This window comes from Rhodoferax potami (genome assembly GCF_032193805.1).
GTDB lineage: Bacteria > Pseudomonadota > Gammaproteobacteria > Burkholderiales > Burkholderiaceae_C > Allorhodoferax > Allorhodoferax potami_A.
The window spans coordinates 1,897,502-1,919,062 of record NZ_JAVBIK010000001.1 but is presented as its reverse complement, the minus strand read 5'-3'; the positions used below and the strand labels follow the sequence as shown (position 1 = coordinate 1,919,062).

Annotated in this window: 25 protein-coding genes; 11 read left to right on the top strand and 14 right to left on the bottom strand. The window is 61.1% G+C overall.

The genetic code is table 11. The annotated features are described in order from the left end of the window. Window positions 1-15: 15 nt before the first annotated feature. The 3 genes from RAE19_RS09175 to RAE19_RS09165 form a co-directional block, all read right to left on the bottom strand. Complete coding sequence (locus RAE19_RS09175; RefSeq protein WP_313874592.1) at window positions 16-1,527, bottom strand: tripartite tricarboxylate transporter permease; 1,512 nt, start codon at window positions 1,525-1,527, stop codon at window positions 16-18. A gap of 34 nt (window positions 1,528-1,561) precedes the next feature. Further along, window positions 1,562-2,050 (bottom strand): tripartite tricarboxylate transporter TctB family protein, encoded by a 489-nt coding sequence (locus RAE19_RS09170; RefSeq protein ID WP_313874591.1) that lies wholly within the window; start codon window positions 2,048-2,050, stop codon window positions 1,562-1,564. 150 nt (window positions 2,051-2,200) lie between these two features. Then, a complete protein-coding gene (locus RAE19_RS09165; RefSeq protein WP_313874590.1) occupies window positions 2,201-3,229 on the bottom strand; it encodes a TRAP transporter substrate-binding protein in 1,029 nt (342 codons plus the stop codon). A 39-nt stretch (window positions 3,230-3,268) separates the two neighbouring features. Here RAE19_RS09165 and RAE19_RS09160 point away from each other — a divergent pair, with 39 nt between their 5' ends. The 8 genes from RAE19_RS09160 to RAE19_RS09125 all read left to right on the top strand — a co-directional run bounded on the left by RAE19_RS09160 (window position 3,269) and on the right by RAE19_RS09125 (window position 10,973). Next, window positions 3,269-5,194 carry a two-component system sensor histidine kinase NtrB gene (locus RAE19_RS09160; RefSeq protein WP_313874589.1) on the top strand — a complete coding sequence of 642 codons (1,926 nt, stop codon included), beginning with the start codon at window positions 3,269-3,271 and terminating at the stop codon, window positions 5,192-5,194. A gap of 19 nt (window positions 5,195-5,213) precedes the next feature. Next, entirely contained in the window at window positions 5,214-5,855 is a 642-nt protein-coding gene (locus RAE19_RS09155) for a response regulator transcription factor (RefSeq protein WP_313874588.1), read from the top strand. A 149-nt stretch (window positions 5,856-6,004) separates the two neighbouring features. Continuing rightward, window positions 6,005-6,835: an ABC transporter ATP-binding protein gene (locus RAE19_RS09150; RefSeq protein WP_313874587.1), complete on the top strand. Its 831-nt coding sequence runs from the start codon at window positions 6,005-6,007 to the stop codon at window positions 6,833-6,835. Then, complete coding sequence (locus RAE19_RS09145; RefSeq protein ID WP_313874586.1) at window positions 6,822-7,715, top strand: ABC transporter permease; 894 nt, start codon at window positions 6,822-6,824, stop codon at window positions 7,713-7,715. The genes RAE19_RS09150 and RAE19_RS09145 overlap by 14 nt, the downstream gene beginning before the upstream one ends. Then, on the top strand, window positions 7,712-8,605 hold the full coding sequence (locus RAE19_RS09140) for an ABC transporter permease (protein WP_313874585.1): 894 nt from the start codon (window positions 7,712-7,714) through the stop codon (window positions 8,603-8,605). Before RAE19_RS09145 ends, RAE19_RS09140 begins: the two co-directional genes overlap by 4 nt. Before the next feature lie 54 nt (window positions 8,606-8,659). Further along, window positions 8,660-9,664 carry an ABC transporter substrate-binding protein gene (locus RAE19_RS09135; protein WP_313874584.1) on the top strand — a complete coding sequence of 335 codons (1,005 nt, stop codon included), beginning with the start codon at window positions 8,660-8,662 and terminating at the stop codon, window positions 9,662-9,664. A 100-nt stretch (window positions 9,665-9,764) separates the two neighbouring features. Beyond that, window positions 9,765-10,391: a TetR/AcrR family transcriptional regulator gene (locus RAE19_RS09130; protein WP_313874583.1), complete on the top strand. Its 627-nt coding sequence runs from the start codon at window positions 9,765-9,767 to the stop codon at window positions 10,389-10,391. Between the two features lie 165 nt (window positions 10,392-10,556). Then, window positions 10,557-10,973: a hypothetical protein gene (locus RAE19_RS09125; RefSeq protein ID WP_313874582.1), complete on the top strand. Its 417-nt coding sequence runs from the start codon at window positions 10,557-10,559 to the stop codon at window positions 10,971-10,973. On the opposite strand, the gene RAE19_RS09120 is transcribed toward RAE19_RS09125, so the two are convergent. From RAE19_RS09120 to nhaR, 7 genes are all read right to left on the bottom strand, one after another. Beyond that, window positions 10,963-12,054, bottom strand: a complete 1,092-nt coding sequence (locus RAE19_RS09120; protein WP_313874581.1) for a sulfate/molybdate ABC transporter ATP-binding protein — start codon at window positions 12,052-12,054, stop codon at window positions 10,963-10,965. The two genes, RAE19_RS09125 and RAE19_RS09120, sit on opposite strands and share 11 nt — an antisense overlap. A 138-nt stretch (window positions 12,055-12,192) precedes the next feature. After that, entirely contained in the window at window positions 12,193-13,167 is a 975-nt protein-coding gene (cysW, locus tag RAE19_RS09115; RefSeq protein WP_313874580.1) for a sulfate ABC transporter permease subunit CysW, read from the bottom strand. A gap of 2 nt (window positions 13,168-13,169) precedes the next feature. Further along, window positions 13,170-14,027: a sulfate ABC transporter permease subunit CysT gene (gene cysT / locus RAE19_RS09110; protein WP_313874579.1), complete on the bottom strand. Its 858-nt coding sequence runs from the start codon at window positions 14,025-14,027 to the stop codon at window positions 13,170-13,172. Beyond that, window positions 14,028-15,029, bottom strand: coding sequence for a sulfate ABC transporter substrate-binding protein (locus RAE19_RS09105; protein WP_313874578.1), 1,002 nt, complete (start codon window positions 15,027-15,029; stop codon window positions 14,028-14,030). It abuts the gene before it with no gap. 157 nt (window positions 15,030-15,186) lie between these two features. After that, complete coding sequence (locus tag RAE19_RS09100; protein WP_313874577.1) at window positions 15,187-15,975, bottom strand: MipA/OmpV family protein; 789 nt, start codon at window positions 15,973-15,975, stop codon at window positions 15,187-15,189. Window positions 15,976-16,095: 120 nt separating this feature from the next. Next, window positions 16,096-16,563: a CopD family protein gene (locus tag RAE19_RS09095; protein ID WP_313874576.1), complete on the bottom strand. Its 468-nt coding sequence runs from the start codon at window positions 16,561-16,563 to the stop codon at window positions 16,096-16,098. Between the two features lie 64 nt (window positions 16,564-16,627). Next, window positions 16,628-17,521, bottom strand: coding sequence for a transcriptional activator NhaR (gene nhaR, locus RAE19_RS09090; RefSeq protein WP_313874575.1), 894 nt, complete (start codon window positions 17,519-17,521; stop codon window positions 16,628-16,630). A gap of 132 nt (window positions 17,522-17,653) precedes the next feature. On the opposite strand from nhaR, the gene RAE19_RS09085 reads away from it, so the two are divergent. Next, window positions 17,654-18,184 (top strand): Rrf2 family transcriptional regulator, encoded by a 531-nt coding sequence (locus tag RAE19_RS09085; protein ID WP_313874574.1) that lies wholly within the window; start codon window positions 17,654-17,656, stop codon window positions 18,182-18,184. Between the two features lie 113 nt (window positions 18,185-18,297). Here RAE19_RS09085 and RAE19_RS09080 read toward each other — a convergent pair whose 3' ends face one another. The 4 genes from RAE19_RS09080 to RAE19_RS09065 are packed head-to-tail and all read right to left on the bottom strand — an operon-like array spanning window position 18,298 to window position 19,937. Then, the gene (locus tag RAE19_RS09080) at window positions 18,298-18,645 is read right to left on the bottom strand and encodes a TIGR01244 family sulfur transferase (RefSeq protein WP_313874573.1); all 348 of its coding nucleotides are present in this window, start codon (window positions 18,643-18,645) and stop codon (window positions 18,298-18,300) included. Window positions 18,646-18,651: 6 nt separating this feature from the next. Then, entirely contained in the window at window positions 18,652-19,104 is a 453-nt protein-coding gene (locus RAE19_RS09075; RefSeq protein WP_313874572.1) for a YeeE/YedE family protein, read from the bottom strand. Window positions 19,105-19,133: 29 nt separating this feature from the next. After that, window positions 19,134-19,565, bottom strand: coding sequence for a YeeE/YedE family protein (locus tag RAE19_RS09070; RefSeq protein WP_313874571.1), 432 nt, complete (start codon window positions 19,563-19,565; stop codon window positions 19,134-19,136). Between the two features lie 36 nt (window positions 19,566-19,601). Next, entirely contained in the window at window positions 19,602-19,937 is a 336-nt protein-coding gene (locus RAE19_RS09065) for an ArsR/SmtB family transcription factor (RefSeq protein WP_313874570.1), read from the bottom strand. A 109-nt stretch (window positions 19,938-20,046) separates the two neighbouring features. Here RAE19_RS09065 and RAE19_RS09060 point away from each other — a divergent pair, with 109 nt between their 5' ends. Then, window positions 20,047-20,937 carry an MBL fold metallo-hydrolase gene (locus tag RAE19_RS09060; RefSeq protein ID WP_313874569.1) on the top strand — a complete coding sequence of 297 codons (891 nt, stop codon included), beginning with the start codon at window positions 20,047-20,049 and terminating at the stop codon, window positions 20,935-20,937. Between the two features lie 3 nt (window positions 20,938-20,940). Next, the gene (locus RAE19_RS09055; RefSeq protein WP_313874568.1) at window positions 20,941-21,561 is read left to right on the top strand and encodes a DUF599 family protein; all 621 of its coding nucleotides are present in this window, start codon (window positions 20,941-20,943) and stop codon (window positions 21,559-21,561) included.

The following is a 21,561-nucleotide window of genomic DNA, read 5'->3' as shown; positions in this document are numbered from 1 at the left end:
TGAGGTGCTTTGATGTCAATCCTCCACAAACGCCTCTTCCCGCTTAGCCTTGATGGACGGCAGCATCACCACCACCAAGAGAGCGAGCGCCGCCAGCAGCAGAGATGCCGACAGAGGCCGCGTCACAAACACACTCCAGTCCCCACGGCTGAGCAGCAGTGCCCGGCGCAAATACTCCTCCATCATCGGCCCCAGAATAAAGCCCAAGAGCAGTGGTGCAGGCTCAGTCCCCAGCTTGATGAAGATGTAGCCAATGATCCCGAACAGGCCCACCATCCAGATGTCCCAGTTGTTGTTGTTGGTCGAATACACCCCGATCGCACAGAACAGCACGATAGAAGGGAACAACCAGCGGTAAGGCACAGACAAGAGCTTGATCCAGATACCGATGAGTGGCAGGTTCAGGATCACCAGCATCAGGTTACCGATCCACATCGAAGCAATCAAACCCCAGAAGAGTTCCGGGTTGGCTGTCATCACTTGCGGTCCGGGCTGGATGTTGTGGATCGTCATCGCACCCACCATCAACGCCATCACCGCGTTAGGTGGGATACCCAGAGTCAAGAGAGGAATGAAAGAAGTCTGGCTTCCAGCGTTGTTAGCCGCTTCAGGAGCCGCCACCCCGCGGATGTTGCCCTTGCCGAAAGGTACTTCGCCGGGCTGGAGTTGGGTCTTCTTCTCAATCGTGTAAGCCGCAAAGGCCGCCATCACCGCACCACCACCGGGCAAGATACCCAGCAGGGAGCCCAGAGCTGTACCACGCAACACCGCCGGCACCATGCGCTGGAAGTCTTGTTTGGTAGGCAAGAGGCCCGAGACAGAAGCGGTAAAGATCTCCCGCTCACCCGCACTCTTGGACAGGTTGCTGATGATCTCTCCGTAGCCGAAGACGCCCATGGCGATCACGATGAAGCCGATACCGTCGGTCAGCTCAGGGATATCAAAGCTGTACCGGGCCACACCGGAGTTCACATCCGTTCCCACCATCCCCAGCAAGAGACCCAAGAGAATCATGGCAATCGCCTTGAGCAAAGAGCCCGAGGCCAGCACCACCGCACCAATCAAGCCCAGAATCATCAGGCTGAAGTATTCGGCAGGGCCGAACTTGAAGGCCAGCTCGGTCAAGGGGCCTGCAAAGGCGGCAAGAATCAAAGTGCCCACGCAACCGGCAAAGAAAGAACCCAGGCCCGCTGCAGCGAGTGCAGGACCGGCGCGTCCATTACGAGCCATCTGGTAACCGTCAATCACGGTCACCACCGACGAAGACTCGCCGGGCAGGTTCACCAAGATGGCAGTAGTTGATCCACCGTACTGGGCACCGTAATAGATACCGGCCAGCATGATCAAGGCCGCTACCGGCGGCAGTGCATAGGTGGCGGGCAGCAGCATGGCGATAGTCGCCAAGGGGCCGATGCCGGGCAAAACGCCGATCAAAGTACCGAGCAAACAGCCGATGAAGGCATAAATCAGGTTCTGGCCGGTGAAGGCCACGCCAAAGCCGAGGGCGAGGTTGTCAAAGAGTTCCATGGTGTGCAGTTCCTGTCGATGGTTCAGTCGTGGCTTAGGCCGTGAAGTAAGCAGGCCAGACCGGGAACTGCAGTTTGAGGAGAACAATGAAGGCGACGTAGCTCAAGAGCGCAAGGACAGTAGCCAATACAGCCACTTCCTTGAACTTGTGTTCATCACCAGCGTGGCTGGCGATGTAGGTGAGCAGGTAGATGCCGACGATCAGGCCCAGAGGTTTCAAGCCAATCATGGGCAGTCCGCCGATGCAGGCACCAAACACCAGGTTGGCGCTGATGATGAAGAACAGGGGCTTCCAGGCGAATTTGCCGACCTTGTCGCCGTCTGGCGTGGGGGTGATCATGCTCTTCACAGCAATCGCACAGCCCAGCACAGCGAGCAGGATGCCCAGGATCAAGGGGAAGTAGCCGGGGCCCATGCGGGCGCCGGTACCCAGCTGGTAGGAGCTGGCGCCCAGCGCAAAACTGCCTCCCACGATGGTGAACATCAGGCCGGAGTAGAAGTCTTTTTGACTTTGGATTTTCAAGTGAGTGCCTTCTTTGTTTTTCGGGAAAACGAGATCGCGGGCATGGCGGCCGAAGCTGCAACCCGACTTTGCGGGGCGAAGGTTATCCAGTGGTGTCTGACCCTGTAACTGTGGCGTTCAACAGCTCGGGAAAACCCTTCAGTAGTAACCCTAGGCCCCTTTGGGGAGGGCGTTTTGCACGGTGCGCAACCAGTCCTGCCCGATTCGGGCAGCCAGCTCGGCGTGTACCGGCTTTGATGCGTTCTTGAGGAGCCGGGTTTGCGCAGGGGTCGGGTTATGGATGTGGGCTGCGCCCGTCAGGTGCAGTGCAGCTAGTGCTTTGTCGTTTTGTGCGTCTGCAATTTCATTGCCGAATACCAGCGCGTCTTCGAGCGCGCCTTGCATGATGCGGCGATCGCCGGCCGGAAGGTTCTCCCAGAAGCGCTGGTGGGTGACGACCGCATAGCCCAGGTAGCCATGGGTCGTAAGGCTCAAGTCGCTCTGTACCGCTTGCATGCCCTGAGTCCAGAAGTTGGACACCGGGTTCTCGGTGCCGTCGACCACCCCGGTCTCCAAGGCTCGTCGGGTTTCGCTGAAGGGCAGGGTCACAGGCCATGCGCCCCACGCACGCATTTGCTGTGCGATTACCCGGGAGGCCTGCACCCGCATGCGCAGACCGACAAAGTCGCGGGGCTCCAGCAAGGGCCGGTTCGCACTCATGTGCTTAAAGCCGTTGTCAAAAAAACCCAGGCCGGATAGCCGCTGCCGTTGCAAACTGTCCAGCAAGGTCTTGCCCACTTTGCCACGCGTGAGGCGGCGCACGGCTTCCAGGGTGTCGAACAAGAAGGGCAGGTCGAACAACTCGAACTCCGGGAAGCCGATGGGGCCGAACTTGGACAAGGAGGGCGCGACCATGTCGACCGCACCGAGCTGCAGGGCCTGCATCTCGTCATGGTCGCCATAAAGCTGGCCCTGGGGGTAAATCTGAACCCGCAAGCGCCCTTGGCTGCGCTCTTCGGTCAGGGCGCGGAAGCGTTCCAGCGCCATGCCTTTGGGCGTGTCTCGCGCTACGACATGGGACAGTCGTACCGTAATCGACGGCGCACCCCAAACCCTGGGCGCTGTATTGGCCGCACCAATGGCTGCAGCCAGCTGCAAACAGTGGCGCCGTGTCAGCGCGGGGGAGGGGCTAGAGGGCATGGCCGCTATTATGCGAGTGCCTTTTATTTCACCTTCACCATGCCTGAGCGCAACCCGTCCGCTGCTTTGAACTTTGCTGCCTTGCGCGAAAGCGGCACAGGCACAGGGAGCCGTAGCCGCTGGCCAGGGGTGTGGCTGTCGGGTTTCCTGGCCCTGGTGGTGGGTTCTGTGATTGCGTTGGTGCTGTACCTTCAGCACTTTGAATCGGAAGAGGACACCCGGCGCAGGGCTGCAGACGCACAGTGGCTGGAGCAGAGTGTGCAGTTTCACTTCCGCCGTCTCGAAGAAGACTTGCGGGTCGCTGCGCGCCAGTCGGCGGATGTGCAAGGGGGCTTGCTGTGGCGCGAGCCCGGTGTGTTGTTGGCCCAAGGCTGGGTGGGCGCTCCTCTGAACGCCCCGCCGGGTTTGTGGCAAGTGGATGAGTCCCGCCATTCCCTGAATGCACAGGCGCTCGCCACCATGAATGACACCGCGCGAGGGCTGCGACGCTCCGCCTATGGCGGCCCGATGCGGGCGGCCGATGGCGCTTTGCTACCCGTGGTGTGGCTGGCGGTGCCGTATTTTGAGCGGGGCTATTTTGTTGGTAATTACGTGGCTGCTTTGTCACTCGACACCGCTGTCTATGGCTTGGTGCCGGAGTGGTTTGCCCGCTCTCACCAAGTGCGTCTGGTACTTGACGAGGGAGCGGTGCCGGCAGAGCCCTCTTCATTCAAGCCATTCCGTGCTGCCATGAATCTCGCGGGCACCGATGTGTACCTGGAGGTCACACCGATCCAAGGGCAACCCGCCACCGTGCCGCGTATTTTTTTGTTGGTGGCCATGGTGTTTTTAGGCGGCATGCTGGTGAGCCTGTGGGCGTTGCGGCGCGATATCCAAAAGCGCCAGCAAGTGCAGGCGCGTTTGCAGGCCGAGGTGGCCCTGCGCACCGCTATGGAGAACTCGGTCACCATTGGCCTGCGAGCATGGGACATGGCAGGCCGGGTGCTGTATGTCAACGAGGCGTTTTGCCGTTTGGTGGGCTACCCGGCGGAGGCGCTGGTGGGTGTTTCGGCACCCATGCCGTATTGGCCCAAGGGCAATGACAGTCACATTGAGCAAGTGCACCGCGACATCTTGGCCCATGGCACGCAGATCGATGGTGTCGAGGTGCAGTTCCAGCACCGGGACGGCCATTTGTTGGATGTGTTGATCCACGAAGCCCCCCTGCACACCGACACCGGTGCGCACATCGGCTGGATGAGCTCGGTCCTGGACATCAGCGAGCGCAAGCGGGCGCAAGCCGTTGCTTTGCAGCAGCAAGAGCGTCTGGAGGCCACAGGCCGTCTGGTGGCCGTGGGCGAAGTGGCGTCGACCCTGGCCCATGAACTCAACCAGCCGCTCGGTGCCCTCAGCAGTTTCGCTACCGGCTTACTAAATCGGTTGAAAGACGGACGCATCAGCCCTGATGAGACAGCGCCTGTGGTGCAACGTATCGCCCGTCTCGCGGAGCGCGCCGGCCGCATCATTCAGCGGGTTAACGCCATCGCCCGGCGGCGCGAAATTTCCTTGCAGCGGCTCGATCTGGTGCCGGTGCTCCAGAGCATGGCACCCCACGCCATGCTCGAGCTCGCACCGGTGTGGGTCAAGGCGGATGAGCTGCTGATCGAGCACTTGCTCAATAACCTGCTCACAAACGCCCAAGAGGCTGCCCAAGCGCACTCCGATACGCCGCAAGTGCATGTGGCGTTGCTGGTGGAGGGGGAGTGGGCGCAGCTCAGCGTGTCGGACAACGGGCCGGGGGTGCCCGATGAAAACCAGGCGCACATTTTTGATGCGTTTTACAGCAGCAAAGAAGGCGGCATGGGCATGGGCTTGCCGATTTGCCGCTCGATCGTCGAGGCCCACCACGGGCGCATCGTCGTAGACCGTGCACCTGAGCTAGGGGGCGCACGGTTCACGGTCAGTTTGCCGCTGGCGGCACAATAGGCCCCCCAGAAAGGCACCTGTGAGCACTGCAGCCATTTACATTGTTGATGACGACGCCGACATGCGCGAGGGCTTGGCATGGTTGTTCGACTCGCGGGGTCACAAAGCCACCACCTGGGACAGCGGTCCGCCGTTTATCGACTCGGTCAAAGCCCGCGCCGGTGTGTGGGAGCAGGCAGTGGTGCTGCTCGATATCCGGATGGTGCCCATGACCGGCCTGCAGGTGTTTGAGCAACTCAAAGCATTGGCCTGCCCCTGGCCCGTGTTGTTTTTGACGGGCAATGGCGATGTGGGCACGGCAGTTGCCGCCGTGAAAAACGGGGCCTGGGACTTTCTGGAAAAACCGTTTCAAGACAATGTGCTGGTCGACCGTGTCGAGCAGGCCCTGGCCGCTGCAGCGGCAAACGGCAACGCCAACCAAGAGGCGCATCGCCTGCGCTATGCACTGGCTTCGCTGAGCCCCCGTGAGCGCGAGGTGCTGGACCAGCTCATCTTGGGGCACTACAACAAGAACATTGCCGATTACCTAGGCATCACTCCGCGCACGGTGGAGTTTCATCGCGCCAACATCTTCGAAAAAATGGGGGTGAGCTCGGCCATCGAGTTGGCCCACAAGCTCGGCCGCCTGCAGCCCATAGGCGCTCCCCCGGACAAGGTTTGAAACACAGGCCCCGTACAAACCCCGTAATAGGTTTGGCACGGAACTGGCTAGGATGGGTCTATAACTTGACCGTTTGGTTAACTTGTGACGGTTGAATCGGCGGCTGTGCCCATCCTTGGTGCAGCCATGACTCCTGCTACTGTGTGCCAATGAACCATTCCGAAGCATCAGGCCCCCGGGCCACCTCCCACACTGCGGCGCCCATCGCTGCCCGCACCGCGGTGGCTGTCCGCAATGCCAGCGTCATCTACCAGACGGCGGATACACCGGTTCACGCGCTGTCCAACATTGATCTGGACATACGCGCCGGCGAGTTTGTCTCCCTGATCGGCCCGTCCGGTTGTGGCAAAACCACGCTGATGCGGGTGATTGCAGACCTCGAGCACATCAGCTCCGGCGAGGTGCTGGTCAATGGTGTGAGCCCGCATGACGCCCGGCTGGCCCGTGCCTATGGTTATGTGTTCCAGGCACCCGCGCTGTTCCCTTGGCGCAATGTGCTGGCCAACGTGACCCTGCCGCTTCAAATCCAAGGCAAAGGCAGGGTCGAGGCCAAAGCCATTGCCCTCGAGCACTTGGAGCGCGTGGGTCTCAAAGGTTTTGAGGGCAAATACCCGTGGCAGCTCTCCGGTGGCATGCAGCAGCGCGTGTCGATTGCGCGCGCGCTGTCCTTCGAGCCCAAGATCCTGATGATGGACGAGCCCTTTGGTGCGCTCGACGAGATCACCCGCGACCGGCTCAATGAACAGTTGCAGCAGCTCTGGCAGCGCGAGCGGCGCACCGTGGTGTTTGTGACCCACAGCATCTCGGAAGCGGTCTATCTGTCCACCAAAATTGTGGTGATGTCTCCGCGCCCCGGGCGCATCGTCAAGGTGATTGACTCCCCATTGCCCGATGAGCGCCACCTGGGCTTGCGGGATACGCCCGAGTTCATGGCGTTGGCTCATGAAGTGCGCGAGGCCTTAGCCGATGGCCACCACTAAAACCCTGACCCAACGCATCGTGCACGACTGGCTGCCGGTCGTGGTGGTGCTGCTGGCCGTAGTGTTGGCCTGGTACAGCGCGGCCTGGGGCATGAATGCGCAAGGCGCCATCGAGCGTGTGCTGGACGAAGAGGCTGGCTACACCCAGATGGAGCTGTTTGAAGCGACCATGACCATGGAGCGCCCCCTCGTGCCCGCGCCCCACCAAGTGGCTGCCGACTTCTATGAGAGCCTTACCGAATGGCCCATCGACTCGCCCCGCAACCTGATCTATCACGTCATCGTCACTGGCCAGTCGACCTTGCTGGGCTTCGCCATGGGCACGGCCTTGGGCTTGCTGCTGTCGGTGCTCATCGTGCACAGCCGCACGCTGGACAAAGCCTTGTTGCCCTGGATCGTGGCCTCGCAAACCGTGCCGGTGCTGGCGATCGCGCCCATTGTGCTGGTGGTGCTGGGTAGCCTCGGTTTCGCAGGCACTGCGCCTAAAGCATTCATTGCGATGTACCTGTGCTTTTTCCCGGTCACGGTGGCCATGGTGCAAGGGCTGCGCTCACCGCAAAAAATAGAAACCGAGATGATGTACACCTACGCCGCCTCGCGCTGGCAATCACTGTGGTTGCTGCGTTTGCCGGCGGCTCTGCCTTTCTTGTTTCCCGCACTGCGGGTGGGCGTGGCGGCGGGCTTGGTCGGCGCCATGGTGGCGGAGTTGCCCACCGGTGCGCAGGCCGGCTTGGGTGCCCGCTTGCTCACAGGCTCGTATTACGGGCAAACCACGCAAATCTGGTCTGCTTTGGTGATGTCCACCCTGTTGGGTTTAGCGCTCACCGGCATCGTCGCTGGTATAGAGCGTTTGGTGTTGCGTAGCCGGGGGGCGAAATGAGCGATACAGCCGCAATCGAAACCGCAGCGGGTGCCACCGGCCTTGCCCCATGGTTCTGGCCCGGCATCGTGCTGTTGGCCCTGGTGGCAGGTTACAGCGTCTACCGCATGGCAGCCATCCAGGGTCGCAGCTGGGTGGGCATGGCCACCGCGGCCCTGTTTGGTGCCTGGGTGGTGCTGTTCTGGGAGGTTTTGGTGCGCGCGCTGGATGTGCCCCGCGTGTTGCTGCCCGCACCTAGCCTGGTGATGGGTGCCCTGTGGGACCACGCGCCCAAACTCTGGGGCGACTTTGTGCAAACCGTGGGCAAGGCGGTGCTCATCGGTTGGGCGCTGGGCTGCGGCTTGGGCTTTTGTGTGGCGGTGGCGATTGACCGCATGCCGTTTTTGCAGCGTGGCCTGCTGCCGGTAGCCTCGCTCACCAGTGCGATTCCTCTGGTCGGTGTGGCGCCCATTGCGGTGATGTGGTTCGGCTTTGACTGGCCCTCCAAAGCGGCGGTGGTGGTGCTCATGACCTTCTTCCCCATGCTGGTGTCTACCCTCGCGGGCCTGCAGGCAGCCGGCAAGCTGGAGCGCGAGCTGATGTACAGCTACGCCGCCAGCTACCCGCGCACTTTGCTCGCGTTGCGCTTGCCGGCCGCGCTGCCTTTCATTTTTGGCGCGCTCAAGGTGAATGCCACCTTGGCGCTTATCGGCGCCATCGTGGCGGAGTTTTTTGGTTCGCCTACGGCGGGCCTGGGTTTTCGCATCAGCACTGAGGCTGCGCGCATGAACATGCCGCTGGTCTGGGGCGCGATTGTGGTGGCGGCAGTAACCGGATCGGTGGCCTACGCCTTGCTAGTTGCATTGGAGCGCCGGGCGGCGTTCTGGCATCCCTCGGTGCGCGAAGGGTGAGCCCGCGCTTGGTCTGTGTTGCGATTTTTCATTAACCCGTAGAAGGAGCTTTCCATGATGTGTTCTTCCCAATGCGCCAAGAGCCTGCTGGCTCTGGCGCTGGCTGCTGCAGGCTTTGCCGCCCACGCTGCCGACAAGGTGACTGTGCAGCTCAAGTGGGTGCCCCAGGCCCAGTTTGCCGGCTACTACATGGCTGCGGCCAAGGGCTTCTACAAAGACGCCGGCCTGGACGTGACCATCAAACCCGGTGGCCCGGACATCGCCCCTACCCAGGTGATTGCCGGCAAACAAGCCGACATCGTGGTGGACTGGATGCCCTCTGCCTTGGCTGCGCGTGAAGCTGGTGTGCCCTTGGTGAACGTGGCCCAAGTGTTCAACCAGTCCGGCCTGATGCTGACCTGCAAAAAGGCCAGCGGCGTGGCGAGCCCCAAAGACTTCAAGGGCAAGACCCTGGGCGTCTGGTATGGCGGAAACGAATACCCCTTCCTCAACTGGATGGGTAAGCTCGGCCTGAAAACCGACTCCGACATCAAGATCCTGAAGCAAGGCTTCAACGTCGACCCACTGCTGCAAAACCAGGCCGCCTGTATCTCCACCATGATTTACAACGAGTACTGGCAAGTGGTGGACGCGGGTGTGAAGGAAAAAGACCTGGTCACTTTTTTCTATGAAAAAGAAGGCGTAGCCACGCTGGAAGACGGCTTGTACGTGCTCGAAGGCAACCTGAAAGACCCCGCCTTCGTGGCCAAGATGGGCAAGTTCCTCAAAGCCACACTCAAGGGCTGGGATGCTGCGGTCAAAGACCCTGAAGGTGCTGCCAAAGCCGTGGTGGCTGCAGACACCTCCGGTAGCGCTAGCGTGAAAGTGCAGAAACGCCAGATGGAAAACGTGGCCAAGCTGATCACCAATGCCGGTACCAAGAAAATTGGGTACCTCGAGCCCGCCGCCTACGAGCGTACCGTCAAAGTGTTGCTGGCTGGTGGCAGCGACCCGGTGATCAAGAAAGACCCGGGCAAGGCTGCGTATTCGCACGCCATCTACGAAGCTGCCCAGAAGTGATGACGTTTCGCCGCCGGGCCGCCCCAAGGCGTAACGCGGCCCCTCGGGGGGCAGCGACCCGCGCAGCGGCGGAGCGCGGGGGCGTTTATAGTTCGGCGACATGACCCACGTTGCCGAAGCTCCCAAGGGCCTCATTCGCCGGGCGAATGAGGCCCTTATTTTGTCTGCCGCCGAAAAAGTGTTTGCCCGCGCCGGTTTTGGTGGCGCCACCATGGCCGCGATTGCCGAGGCCAGTGGCCTGCCCAAGGCCAACCTGCACTACTATTTCGGCAGCAAAGAAGTGCTGTACCGCGCCGTACTGGCCCAAATTCTGAGCGACTGGCTGGTGCCCACCCATGGCATCACTGTCGATGCCGACCCGCGCACCGCCCTGGAGCAATACATACGCGCCAAGATGGAGCTCTCCGCCCAGCGGCCTGATGGCTCCAAAGTGTGGGCCAATGAACTGTTGCACGGCGCGCCCGTGGTCAAAGAGCTGCTGGCTACCGACTTGCGCCAACTCACCCTGGAAAAAGCCGCGGTGGTGCAAGCATGGGTGGACGCCGGGCGCATCGCCCCGGTGGACGGCATGCACCTTTTCTTCACCATCTGGGCCGCCACCCAGACCTATGCTGACTTTGATGTGCAGGTTTGTGCCGTGATGGACCAGGAGATGCTCGGTGAGCAAGACTTTGAGCGCGCGACCCAGCACCTGGTGTCGTTTATTCTGCGGGGCTGCGGCTTGTGATTTCAAGCCAAATCTGATGCTAGCCCTTATGTAGATTGCGGGAGTTGCTACGTTTTTTGTAGTAACTGCCAAGGCCCGGTGCCCCTACCGCTTCCGGTGAAAACGGGGCATCCCGCAAAATGAAGGGGACACGCAGGGTCCTTTAACCCCCAGGAGGAGATTTTCATGGCCGCAGGAACCATCATCACTGTGCTTTCCAACGTACCTTGGGGTCAAGTGATCGACGCTGCGCCCAAAGTCGCAGAGGGCGCTACCAAATTGTGGGGCGCTGTTACCCGCAGAAAAAAGAACGACGCTGAGGTGGCTCCCCAAGCCGGTGCCGGCGCTACGGGGGTCGATGTAGCGGACGATTCACTCCAGCGCTTGCGTGCGGATGTCCAGGTGCTTCAGGCCTCGGTCGGAGATTTGCGGGAGGAGTTGCTCTCTGCCACCGGGCTGATCAAACAACTGGCCGACCAGAACACCGTCCTGGTGCAACGGGTGGAGCTTCATCGCCGCAGACTGGCGCTGGTGTCTTACTCCACCGCTGCGGTTAGCGCGATGCTGCTGTCGGCCGTTGTTTACTTGTTGATCACGCGGTAAACACCCGTGCCTTGCGCGGTGTCAGCACCACGGTGTCGCCGTCTTTGAGTTCCAGCGCTTTGTACTCCTGCGCGCCGATCTGGGCTTCGATGATGTCGCCGCTGCCCGCTGCGCTGCGGTCTTCGGGCAGCAGCTCCAAGCGGGCAATCGGGCCCACCACAATGGCGCGCACCAGCTTGGCGACGATGCCGCTCACCGGCTGGCCTGCCTTGTAGGGCTGCACATCCAGATCGTGCGGGCGCACATAGGCAAAGGCTTTGGCGTTTTGCGCTTCGCTGTGCTCAGGGCTGGCCAGGCGAACGCCGTGGTGGTCTTCGCCGATCAGCATTTCGCCTTCGTGGGCACGGCCGTGGAACAAGTTCACATCGCCCAAAAAGCCATAGACAAACGGGCTGGCGGGGTGGTCCCACACCTGCTGGGGTGAGCCGATTTGCTCGACCTTGCCGCTGTTCATCAGCACGACACGGTCGGCCACTTCCAGGGCTTCTTCCTGGTCGTGGGTCACGAAGATACTGGTCACATGCAAGTCGTCATGCAGGCGGCGCAGCCAGCGGCGCAGTTCCTTGCGCACTTTGGCATCCAGCGCGCCAAAGGGTTCGTCCAGCAGCAGCACTTTCGGCTCTACGGCCAAGGCGCGGGCCAGGGCGATACGCTGGCGCTGCCCCCCAGAGAGTTGTGCCGGATAGCGGTCGGCCAGCCAGTCCAGTTGCACCAAGCCCAGCAGGTCGTGCACTTTTTGCTTGATGACGGCTTCAGACGGGCGCAGAGCGCGCGGTTTCATACGCAGGCCGAAGGCCACGTTGTCAAACACGCTCATGTGGCGGAACAGCGCGTAGTGCTGGAATACAAAGCCCACATTGCGCTCACGCACATGCACGTCGGTGGTGTCTTCGCCGCTGAAAAGGATGTTGCCGTGGTCAGCCGTTTCCAATCCGGCGATGATGCGCAGCAGCGTGGTCTTGCCGCAGCCGGATGGGCCGAGCAGGGCGACGAGTTCGCCGGACTCGATGTCCAGGTTCACGTCCTGCAGCGCCTTGAAGGTGCCGAAGTCTTTGCTGACGTTGCGAATTGCAATACTCATGGTTCTTCTCTCACAAAACTAAATCGGCGCGAAAACACGCGATGCCAGGAATGCCGTGGAACCGGCTTTGCCGGGCCACTGGCATTGCCCCCAGCAAGGGGGAAAGCGGCCACACGCAGTGGGCAAGCCTGGGGGTGTTCATAGCCCCAGCGGTTTTTCAGGGGGCAAGTCTGCAGCGGCCTTCTGGTCGCGCTCAAACTGCCACTCCACAAAGGACTTGATGACCAGGGTGACCAGCGCCAGCAGCGCCAGCAACGAGGCAATGGCGAAGGCGGCTACCGACTGGTATTCGTTGTACAGAATCTCGACGTGCAGCGGCATGGTGTTGGTCTGGCCACGGATGTGCCCGGACACCACCGACACCGCGCCAAACTCGCCCATGGCGCGTGCGTTACACAAAATGACGCCATAAATCAGGCCCCACTTGATGTTGGGCAGCGTCACATACCAGAAGGTCTGCAAGCCGCTGGCGCCCAGCACCTGAGCAGCCTGCTCTTCGTCGGTACCCTGGGCCTGCATCAGCGGGATCAACTCCCGGGCAATGAACGGGACCGTTACAAAGATAGTGGCCAACACAATGCCGGGCACGGCAAACACGATCTTGATGTCATGGGCCATGAGCCACGGGCCGAACCAGCCGTGCGCTCCGAACATCAAGACATAGATCAGGCCTGCAACGACGGGCGACACCGAGAACGGCAGGTCCACCAGCGTGGTCAAAAAGGCCTTGCCCTTGAACTCGTATTTGGCAATACACCAAGCGGCGGCCACACCGAACACCAGATTCATCGGCACCGTAATGGCGGCGATCAGCAGGGTCAGGCGGATGGCGCTCCAGGCGTCCGGCTCTTTCAGGGCCAGCAGGAACTCTTCGCCGCCTTTGCGCAAGGCCTCGGTAAACACCGCGGCCAATGGCAAGACCAGAAACAAAAAGATAAAGCCTAGCGCCACAGCGATGAGCGACCACTTCACCCATGCGGGTTCGGTAGTGCCGGCTTTGGCGCGGCGAACGTTCCTAGCCCCCGCGCTTGTCGCTTTGCGTACTTCGCTGCCCCCCAAGGGGGTGTTCACACCTTGGGACGGCCCGGCGTTGTTCATGCGTGTGCTACTCATGGTCAGGCTCCCGCACGTTTGCGCTGCCAGGCTTGCAGGCTGTTGATCACCATGAGCATGACAAAAGACGCCAGCAGCATGACAGTGGCGACCGCAGTGGCGCCCGCGTAGTCATATTGCTCGAGCTTGCTGATGATGATGAGCGGGGTGATTTCAGAAATCATGGGCATGTTGCCGGCAATAAAAATGACCGAGCCGTATTCACCCACACCGCGGGCAAAGGCCATGGCAAAGCCGGTGAGCAAAGCGGGCGCGATGGTCGGAAAAATCACGTGCCTGAAGGTCTGCCAGCGTGTGGCACCTAGGCAGGTAGCGGCTTCTTCGAGTTCTTTTTCTGCATCTTCCAGCACCGGCTGCACCGTGCGCACTACAAAAGGCAGGCCGATAAAGATCAGGGCAATCACCACGCCATTGCGGTTAAACGCCAGCTGGATGCCATGCGGCTCCAGCAAGCTGCCGACCCAGCCGTTGCCGGCCAGCAGTGCGGTAAGCGAAATGCCCGCTACTGCGGTGGGCAGGGCAAAAGGCAGGTCGACCAGCGCGTCAATGATTTTTTTGCCGGGGAACTGGTAGCGCACCAGTACCCAGGCGATCAGCAGGCCGAACACGGCATTCACCAGTGCCGCAATAAACGATGCGCCGAAGGTGAGCTGGTAAGAGGCCACCACCCGAGGGCTCGCCACAGCTGCCCAGAACTGGTCTAGCGTGAGGGTGAAGGTTTTGAAGATCAGCGCGGAGAGCGGCAACAGCACGATCAGCGCCAGATAAAACAAGGTGTAGCCCAGCGTCAGCCAGAAACCGGGCAGCACCCGTTTGGGCGCCCGCTTTTGTGCGGGCGCCTGCAGAACAGCAGCAGTCATTTACTTGACGGTGTAGAGCTTGTCGAACTGGCCGCCATCGTTGAAGTGCACTTTTTGCGCTTCAGCGAACGAGCCAAAGAATTCTTCCGCACGGAACAGCGTGATCGGCTTGAAGGTGCTGGCGTACTTCTTCAGGATGGTTGGGTTGCTGGGGCGGATGGCGTGCTTGGCAGCGATTTCCTGGCCTTCATCGGTGTACAAGAAGTTCAGGTAAGCGCGTGCCTGCTCGGCAGTGCCTTTCTTGGCCACGGTGCGTTCGACCACAGCGACTGGGTTTTCGGCCACGATGGAGATGCCGGGGTGAATCGCATCGACCTTGCCGGCGCCGAATTCTTTGTCCACCGACACGACTTCGGATTCAAAGGTGATCAGCACATCGCCGATGTTGCGTTGCAAGAAGACGCTGGTCGCATCGCGGCCGCCCTTGGCCAGGATCGGCACGTTTTTGTACAGCTTGCTCACAAAGTCTTGGGCTTGGGCATCGGTACCGCCCTTTTTGCGCACTTGGCCCCAAGCGGCCAGATAGGCCATGCGGCCGTTACCGCCGGTTTTGGGGTTCACCACCACCACCTGCACGCCAGGCTTGATCAGGTCGTCCCAATCCTTGATGCCCTTGGGGTTGCCATTGCGCACTAGGAACAGCATGGTGGAGCTGGTGGGGGCTGCGTTGCTGGGGAATTTTTTGGCCCAGTCTTTGGCGACGACACCGGTGCTCGCCAAAAAGTCCACGTCGGTGGTGGTGTTCATGGTGACCACGTCAGCTTCCAAGCCATCGTTCACGGCGCGTGCCTGGGCGCTGGAGCCGGCGTGGGACTGGTCGATCTTGATGTCTTTGCCGGTGGTTTTCTTGTAGTTGGCAATGAACGCGGTGTTCACGTCTTTGTAGAACTCGCGCGCCACGTCATAAGACACGTTGAGCAAAGTGGTTTGTGCTGCTGCAAAATTGCTAGCAGTCAGCGCAATGGCAGCGAGCGCCAACGAGGTTTTTTGTTTGAAATTCATATCGGCTCCAGAAGGTGGGTTGGCTGCGTGTGTGCGGCTGACGAGTCGGTAACCGTCCGATTCTGAAGACGAGAGGTGCAAACCACAACGAATAGTTCGTTGTTTGTTTATGCACAATTACATCTAAGTGCGAGGCCCTAGCCCCGCAACTTGGTTATTAGTAAGCCCGGGCTTCGGAGCGCCTGAGCGTCCAGTTCAGGCCAATGCCGGCCGAGGTGCCGGTGCTGCGCAGATGCAGCGGGCTGCTGGAGTTGGCGTTGCCGGCATAGTTTTCGGCACGCACAAAGCCGAACACCCGCAGATCCGGCCCCAGCGCGCGCGAGGCGCTGACAGAAAAGCGGGAGGCAATCAGCCCGCTTTGCGCGTCATAGGTGGGGCGCTGGGCCGTGGCCAGGTCGGCCGGTACCCCATAAAAGTAGCGGTTGAGCCGCACATCCCCAAAGATCAGGCTGGCACTGGTCGAAAAGCGCCACGCCGATCCGGGGGCACGGGTCTCCCAGATCAGCTCCGGCTCCGCCGCAAAACCCTGGGTGCGCAGGCCGCCCTGGACTTCGATCACGCTGCGCAATGGCAGCTCCAGCCGCACTTGGCTCTGGCTGTCAGGGCGGGCTAGCACGGTCTTCAGGCGGGGCCCGAATTCGACCAGCGTGCCCAGGTCGGGCATGCCCTTGCGGGCGGCAATATCGTTGGAACTGGCAGGCAAGGAGGCGGCAAAGCCAATGTCGAACTCGGTGTCCTCGGTGTGCACCAGGCGGGCACCTACGCTGCCACGCTCAGCCCGGAAGATTTCTCCGCGGTACACCAGCACCGGCAGCACCAGCCCGAGGCCACTGCGCTCCACCGATGCAGGGTAGGCCGGGGTGGATACCGCGCCGGCAAACACACCCAACTCCCACAGCGGCAGGCCTTCGCTGGCGGTGTCGGCGTGGGCCGATGTAGCACCCAAGGTCGTTGCGAGCAGTGCGGCCGCGCACAGGGCGGAGCGGAGGGGCCTAGTTGACTTAAAGGGTATTGCCGGTGTGGGGCAGGGGCGTTGATGCGACATAAAAAGACCGAGAAAAGTGAGTTACAGCAGCTTCACGGCGGCAATAGCAGCCCAGCCGAGCACAAAGTTCACCACGACCAGCAAGTGAATCTGCTCGGCCGCTTTGGCAGCGACGGGCCACTGCATGCCGGCCACGGCGCGGCGGAATTTCTTGAAGCCGGCAAAGTAAATGTGCCCGAAGATCAAAAACATCAGGCTGCCCAGCGCGGTCATGATCGTCCAGCCCAAGGGCACCACGGCATGGCCTGTGGCTTCACGGGCGGCCTTCATGGCGCCACCGAACATATAACCGCCGGTTGCCAGCAGCACCACGATGGCAATCAGCACTGCGGCAAAAAACCGTTGCCAGACCTGGTCCATCAACCGGGCGCGGGGCTGCGCGTCCATGACCGCCAGGGTGGCAGGGCGTAGCGCGATCAGCATGAAGGTCATGCCCCCCATCCAGACGATGGCAGCAATCAGGTGCAGGAGTTTGGACAGGTCGTACATCAAGGGGCTTTCATAAGTGGTGGGGTCAGGTGCGCATTGTCTACGCCCATGGGCTTTGCGAGCGTTAACTGAACAATTGCCCCCGCGCCGTTTTGGTGATCGCGACTACGCAGGGGTGGGTGATACGCCGCTCCACCGACACCGCAAAAAACTCTTCCACCAGCTCATCGCTACGGCCGATCACTTCCACCCCGAACTGCTCGACGATGTCTGCCTCCATGACCGATGGGGCCATGAAGATGCCGCGGCCTTTGCGCCCGAAGGCGTTCATGAGCGCACCGTCGTCAAATTCGCCGATGGTGCGTGGGTGCAACTGGTGGCGGCTGAGCCAGCCTTCCCATTGCTGGCGGATGGAGGCTTGTGCCCCTTGGATCAGCATGGGTGCGTTGTTCAGGCATTCCGGGAAGTCGCCTTTGAGTGTTTTGCGCAAGGCTGGGGCGCAAAAAAAGCTCATCGGGGTGCTGCCCAGCTCGTGGTTAAAGGCTTTCACACTCATGCGCTTGGACATGGGCTCATCCGCAATCACCAGGTCGAGCTGGTTCAAGGCGAGCTTGGCCAGCAGGTCGGGGAACTTGCCCTCGCTGCAAATCATGCGCACCGGGTCTTCGAGGTTGAGGGCCGGCTCCAGCAGGCGGTATGCCAGGGACTTGGTCACCGAGTCTGCCACGCCGACTTTGAAGTCCAGTACCTTGTGAACGCCCCGGGGCAGGCGCACCACGTTTTCGAGTTCAGCACCCAGCGAAAAAATCTGGTCTGCGTAGCCCAAGGCGAGGCGGCCGTCTTCGGTCAGCTCCAGGTTGCGGCCGCTTTTCTGGAAGAGTTTGCGGCCCAGCCACTCTTCCAGCAGTTTGATCTGGCCCGACAGCGTCTGCGGCGTGGTGTGCAGTTGTTCGCCTGCGCGCATGATGCCGCCGGCCTTGGCGGTGACCCAAAAGTAGTGGAGGTGCTTGAAGTTCATAGTCGCCTTCTTGGATACAAACTGAAATACTGCGAAAAAAACGAATTAAAAATTTACAAAATTCGAATTTACGCGAAGCATAACCATCTCTACAGTACAGGTCTATCAGTCGTTCACCAAAGGAGACCTTGTATGCGACTCAGTACCCGCGGACGTTTTGCCATCACTGCCATGATTGACTTGGCCCTGCGCGAAAGCGGTCAACCGGTGCCCTTGCAGGACATCGCGCTGCGTCACCGCATTTCGCTGTCATATCTCGAGCAGGTGTTCGCCAAACTGCGCCAGCACGGTCTGGTGGAGAGCACCCGTGGCCCCGGCGGCGGTTATTCCCTGGGCTTCCGGGGTGACAGCATCACCGTGGCTGACATCATTGGCGCGATCGAAGAGAAAGAGGAGTCCAGCCGTGAAACCTCGCAGAGCGCACAGGACATGACCCGCGATTTGTGGGCTGCGCTGCAAGGCACCGTGGTGGCGCACATGCGCACGATCACCCTGCGTAGCTTGGCGGACGAGCAGCGCTCCAAGGGTTTTGCGGTCAAAGAGCGCAAGATCACCAAAAAGGGCGTGCTGCAAAAGCTCAAGCCCCAGTCGGTGATTCGCACGACGGCGCCGAACTCGGTATTCGCCTTGGGCCAGTCCCTGTCGTTTAACAGCGGACGCTAAGCAAAAACCGCTGCTAGCGCGCATAGCGTGTGCGCTAGCAGCTATCAAAACAATAGCAAAAAGGGCTACCGGTCAAACCGGTAGCCCTTTTGCGTTCTACGGGGGGGGAGTGCTCAGGCAGCGGTTTGCTGTGCCAGCATGAACAGCTGGGTAGAGCGGGCGCCTGAGCGGCAAAACGCCAGCACCGGCTGCTGGGCAGCGTCCAGTGCCTGCTTCATAGCAACCGCTTGCTCGGGGGTGATGGAGCCAGGCACTACCGGCAGGTACACATAGTGCAAGCCAGCCGCAACTGCGGCAGCTTGCATGCTGCTGCTGGCCGGTTGCTCGGCGCCGCCTTCCATGTCGGGGCGGTTGCAAATCACGGTTTTGAAGCCCATGGCGGCAGCGGCAGCCATGTCTGTGGGCGCCAGTTGCGCGGCCACATAAAACTCGGGGGTGACGGAACGTACGGGTAGGCTCATGGCGTTTTATCCTTTCAGCGCGAGTTTAGCGGGGCGGCGTTCCAGCACTTCAAACAGCGCCATACCGGCCAACATGGCCACCACAAACACTACGGCCTTGGGGTTGCCGGTGCCCAGGGACACCAGCGCAGGGCCAGGGCAGAAGCCGGCCAGGCCCCAGCCGGCGCCAAAAAGCAGGCTGCCGGTGACCAGGCGTTTGTCGATGTCGCGGCTGGTGGGCAAGCGCATGGCACCACCCAAAAAGCTGGAGGTGCGTTTCTTGGCCAGGGTAAATGCACCCAGGCTCACCAGAATCGCGCCGCCCATGACGAAGGCGAGCGAGGGGTCCCACAAGCCAGCCAAGTCCAGGAAGCCCAAGACCTTGGACGGGTCGGTCATGCCGGCCAGGATCAGGCCGATGCCGAACAACAGGCCTACGCCGAATTCGGCCAGGCGGTGGGGGTGGAAAGCGTTTTTCATATCAGTGGCTCCAGATTCAACGATTCAACTCAGGCCAACAAGTGGCGAATGACAAACACGACGGCGAAACCCGCGCCCATGAAGGACAGGGTGGCTACCAGCGATCGGGGGGACAAGCGCGACAAGCCGCACACGCCGTGGCCGCTCGTGCAGCCCGCGCCATAGCGGGTGCCTACGCCTACCAGCAGGCCGGCGACGATCAGGGTGGCCCAGCCGGCATCTACCGTGGCCAGTACCGGTCCGGCAATCAGGGTGTAAACCGAGGGCGCGATGACCAAGCCCAACACAAATGCCAGCCGCCAAGAGGTGTCGCCTGCGCGGGGTGTGAGCAGGCCGCCCACAATGCCGCTGATGCCCAGAATGCGTCCGTTCACCAAGATGAAGAGGCTGGCGGAGAGCCCCAGCAAGAGGCCGCCGATCAGCGAGGCCCAGGGGGTGAAATGGTTCCAATCGATTTGCATGGTGTGTCTTTCTGAGTGGTTGTTGGTTTACTGGCCTTAAGCGGCTTGGCAGAACTGGTTGTAGAGAACGCCCATGACCGCCATGGCCTGCGGGCTGTCGATGCCGTAGTAAATGGATTTGCCTTCGCGCCGGGTGGTGACCAGGCCTTCCTCCCGCAACACGCCGAGTTGCTGCGACAGGGTGGGCTGCGCTATGCCCACCAGCTCTTCGAGTTCGCCGACCCGCTTTTCGCCCTGGCTGAGTTGGCACAGCAGCAGCAGGCGGTCGGGGTTGGACATCACCTTCATCAGGCGGCAGGCTGCGTCCGCAGAGCGGCGCAGTTGGTCGAGGTCCAAGGTTGGAGGGTTGGGGTTTGTCGTCTCTGCCAGCATGAACAGGCTCCTTTCACATTCGATGACGATAGTTTATTGACAAACAAAATATAAGTCAATAAACTATCGTCATCGCAATTGAAATAACGACCTTTACAAGGAGTTCTCGATGACCGCTTCCGCTGCTAGCCCCCAAGTTAAATCCTTTTTTGACCCCGCCACCTGGACCGTGAGCTATGTGGTCTATGACCACACCGGTGGCCAATGTGCCATCGTTGACTCGGTGCTCGACTACGACTCCAAAGCCGGCCGCACCAGCACCACCTCGGCAGACGCCCTGATGGCGTTTGTCAAAGAGCAGGGTTTGAGCGTGCAGTGGATTCTGGAAACCCATGCCCATGCCGACCACCTGTCTGCCGCGCACTACCTGCGCAAGCACTTGGGCGGCCGCATTGCCATCGGTGCCGCCATTACCCATGTGCAAAACGTGTTCAAGGGCATCTTCAACCTCGAGCCCGAATTCCACCCGGACGGTAGCCAGTTTGATCATCTGTTTGCGCCGGACGAAGCCTTCACCATTGGCGAACTTAGCGCGCAGGCCTTGGCCGTGCCCGGCCACACCCCCGCGTGCATGGCCTTCAAAGTGGATGGCGGCAGCGAACCGGATGCCGTGTTTGTGGGCGACACCTTGTTCATGCCCGATGTCGGCACCGCCCGCTGCGACTTCCCCGGTGGTAATGCCAACACCCTGTACCGCAGTGTGCGCACCTTGCTCTCCATGCCCGAAGACACCCGCCTTTACATGTGCCACGACTACCCGCCCGCCGGTCGCGAAGCTGCGTGGGAATGCACCGTGCGCGAGCAACGTGCGGGCAACATTCATATCCGCGACGGTGTGAGCGAGCAAGACTTTGTGGCCATGCGCACCACCCGCGACGCCGGACTGGCCATGCCTAACCTGATCCTGCCGTCGGTGCAAATTAACATCCGCGCGGGTGACATGCCGCCCGCCGACAGCAACGGCGTGTCTTACTTGCGTATTCCGCTCAACGCGCTCTAAGCCATGACCACCTTGCATCCCGCTTGGTGGGCGTGGGGCGTCATGGTGGCCATCATGGTGGCCTACACGCTTTACCTCGCACTCCTGGCACGCACCGTGGCATGGCGCACCCACGGCCAGTTGCGGCAGGACTGGCTGGATGCCATGTCCGCCCAGCCCGGCTCTGAAATACTAGCAGTGCAAACCCTGCGCAACTCGGTCATGACCGCCACCATGACAGCGTCCACTGCGGCACTCGGGCTCATGGGCGCCCTGGGGCTGGCCGCACCGGCAATGCGCACCTTGTCGGAAAGCGGTGGCAGCCCCGTGTTGACGCCGGCATTGGCGGGAGAGATCACGGTCATGCTGTTGTTGGTGCTGACCTTGGTGAGCACCACCTTGTCCATCCGCTACTACCACCACACGGGTTTTGTGTGCGCCATTCCGGTGGGCTCCGCTCTTCGTACCCAGTGGATGGACACCGGGCGCCGCCACCTGCGCAGCGCCGGCCTGCTCTATAGCGTGGGCTTGCGCAGCTTGGTGTGGGTGACCCCATTTCTGGCGGGCCTGGTGTTGCCCATGGCCGGTGTGGCCGTGGCCGTGCTGGTGGCTGCGGCGCTGCTTTTGACGGACCGCAGCCCCTAA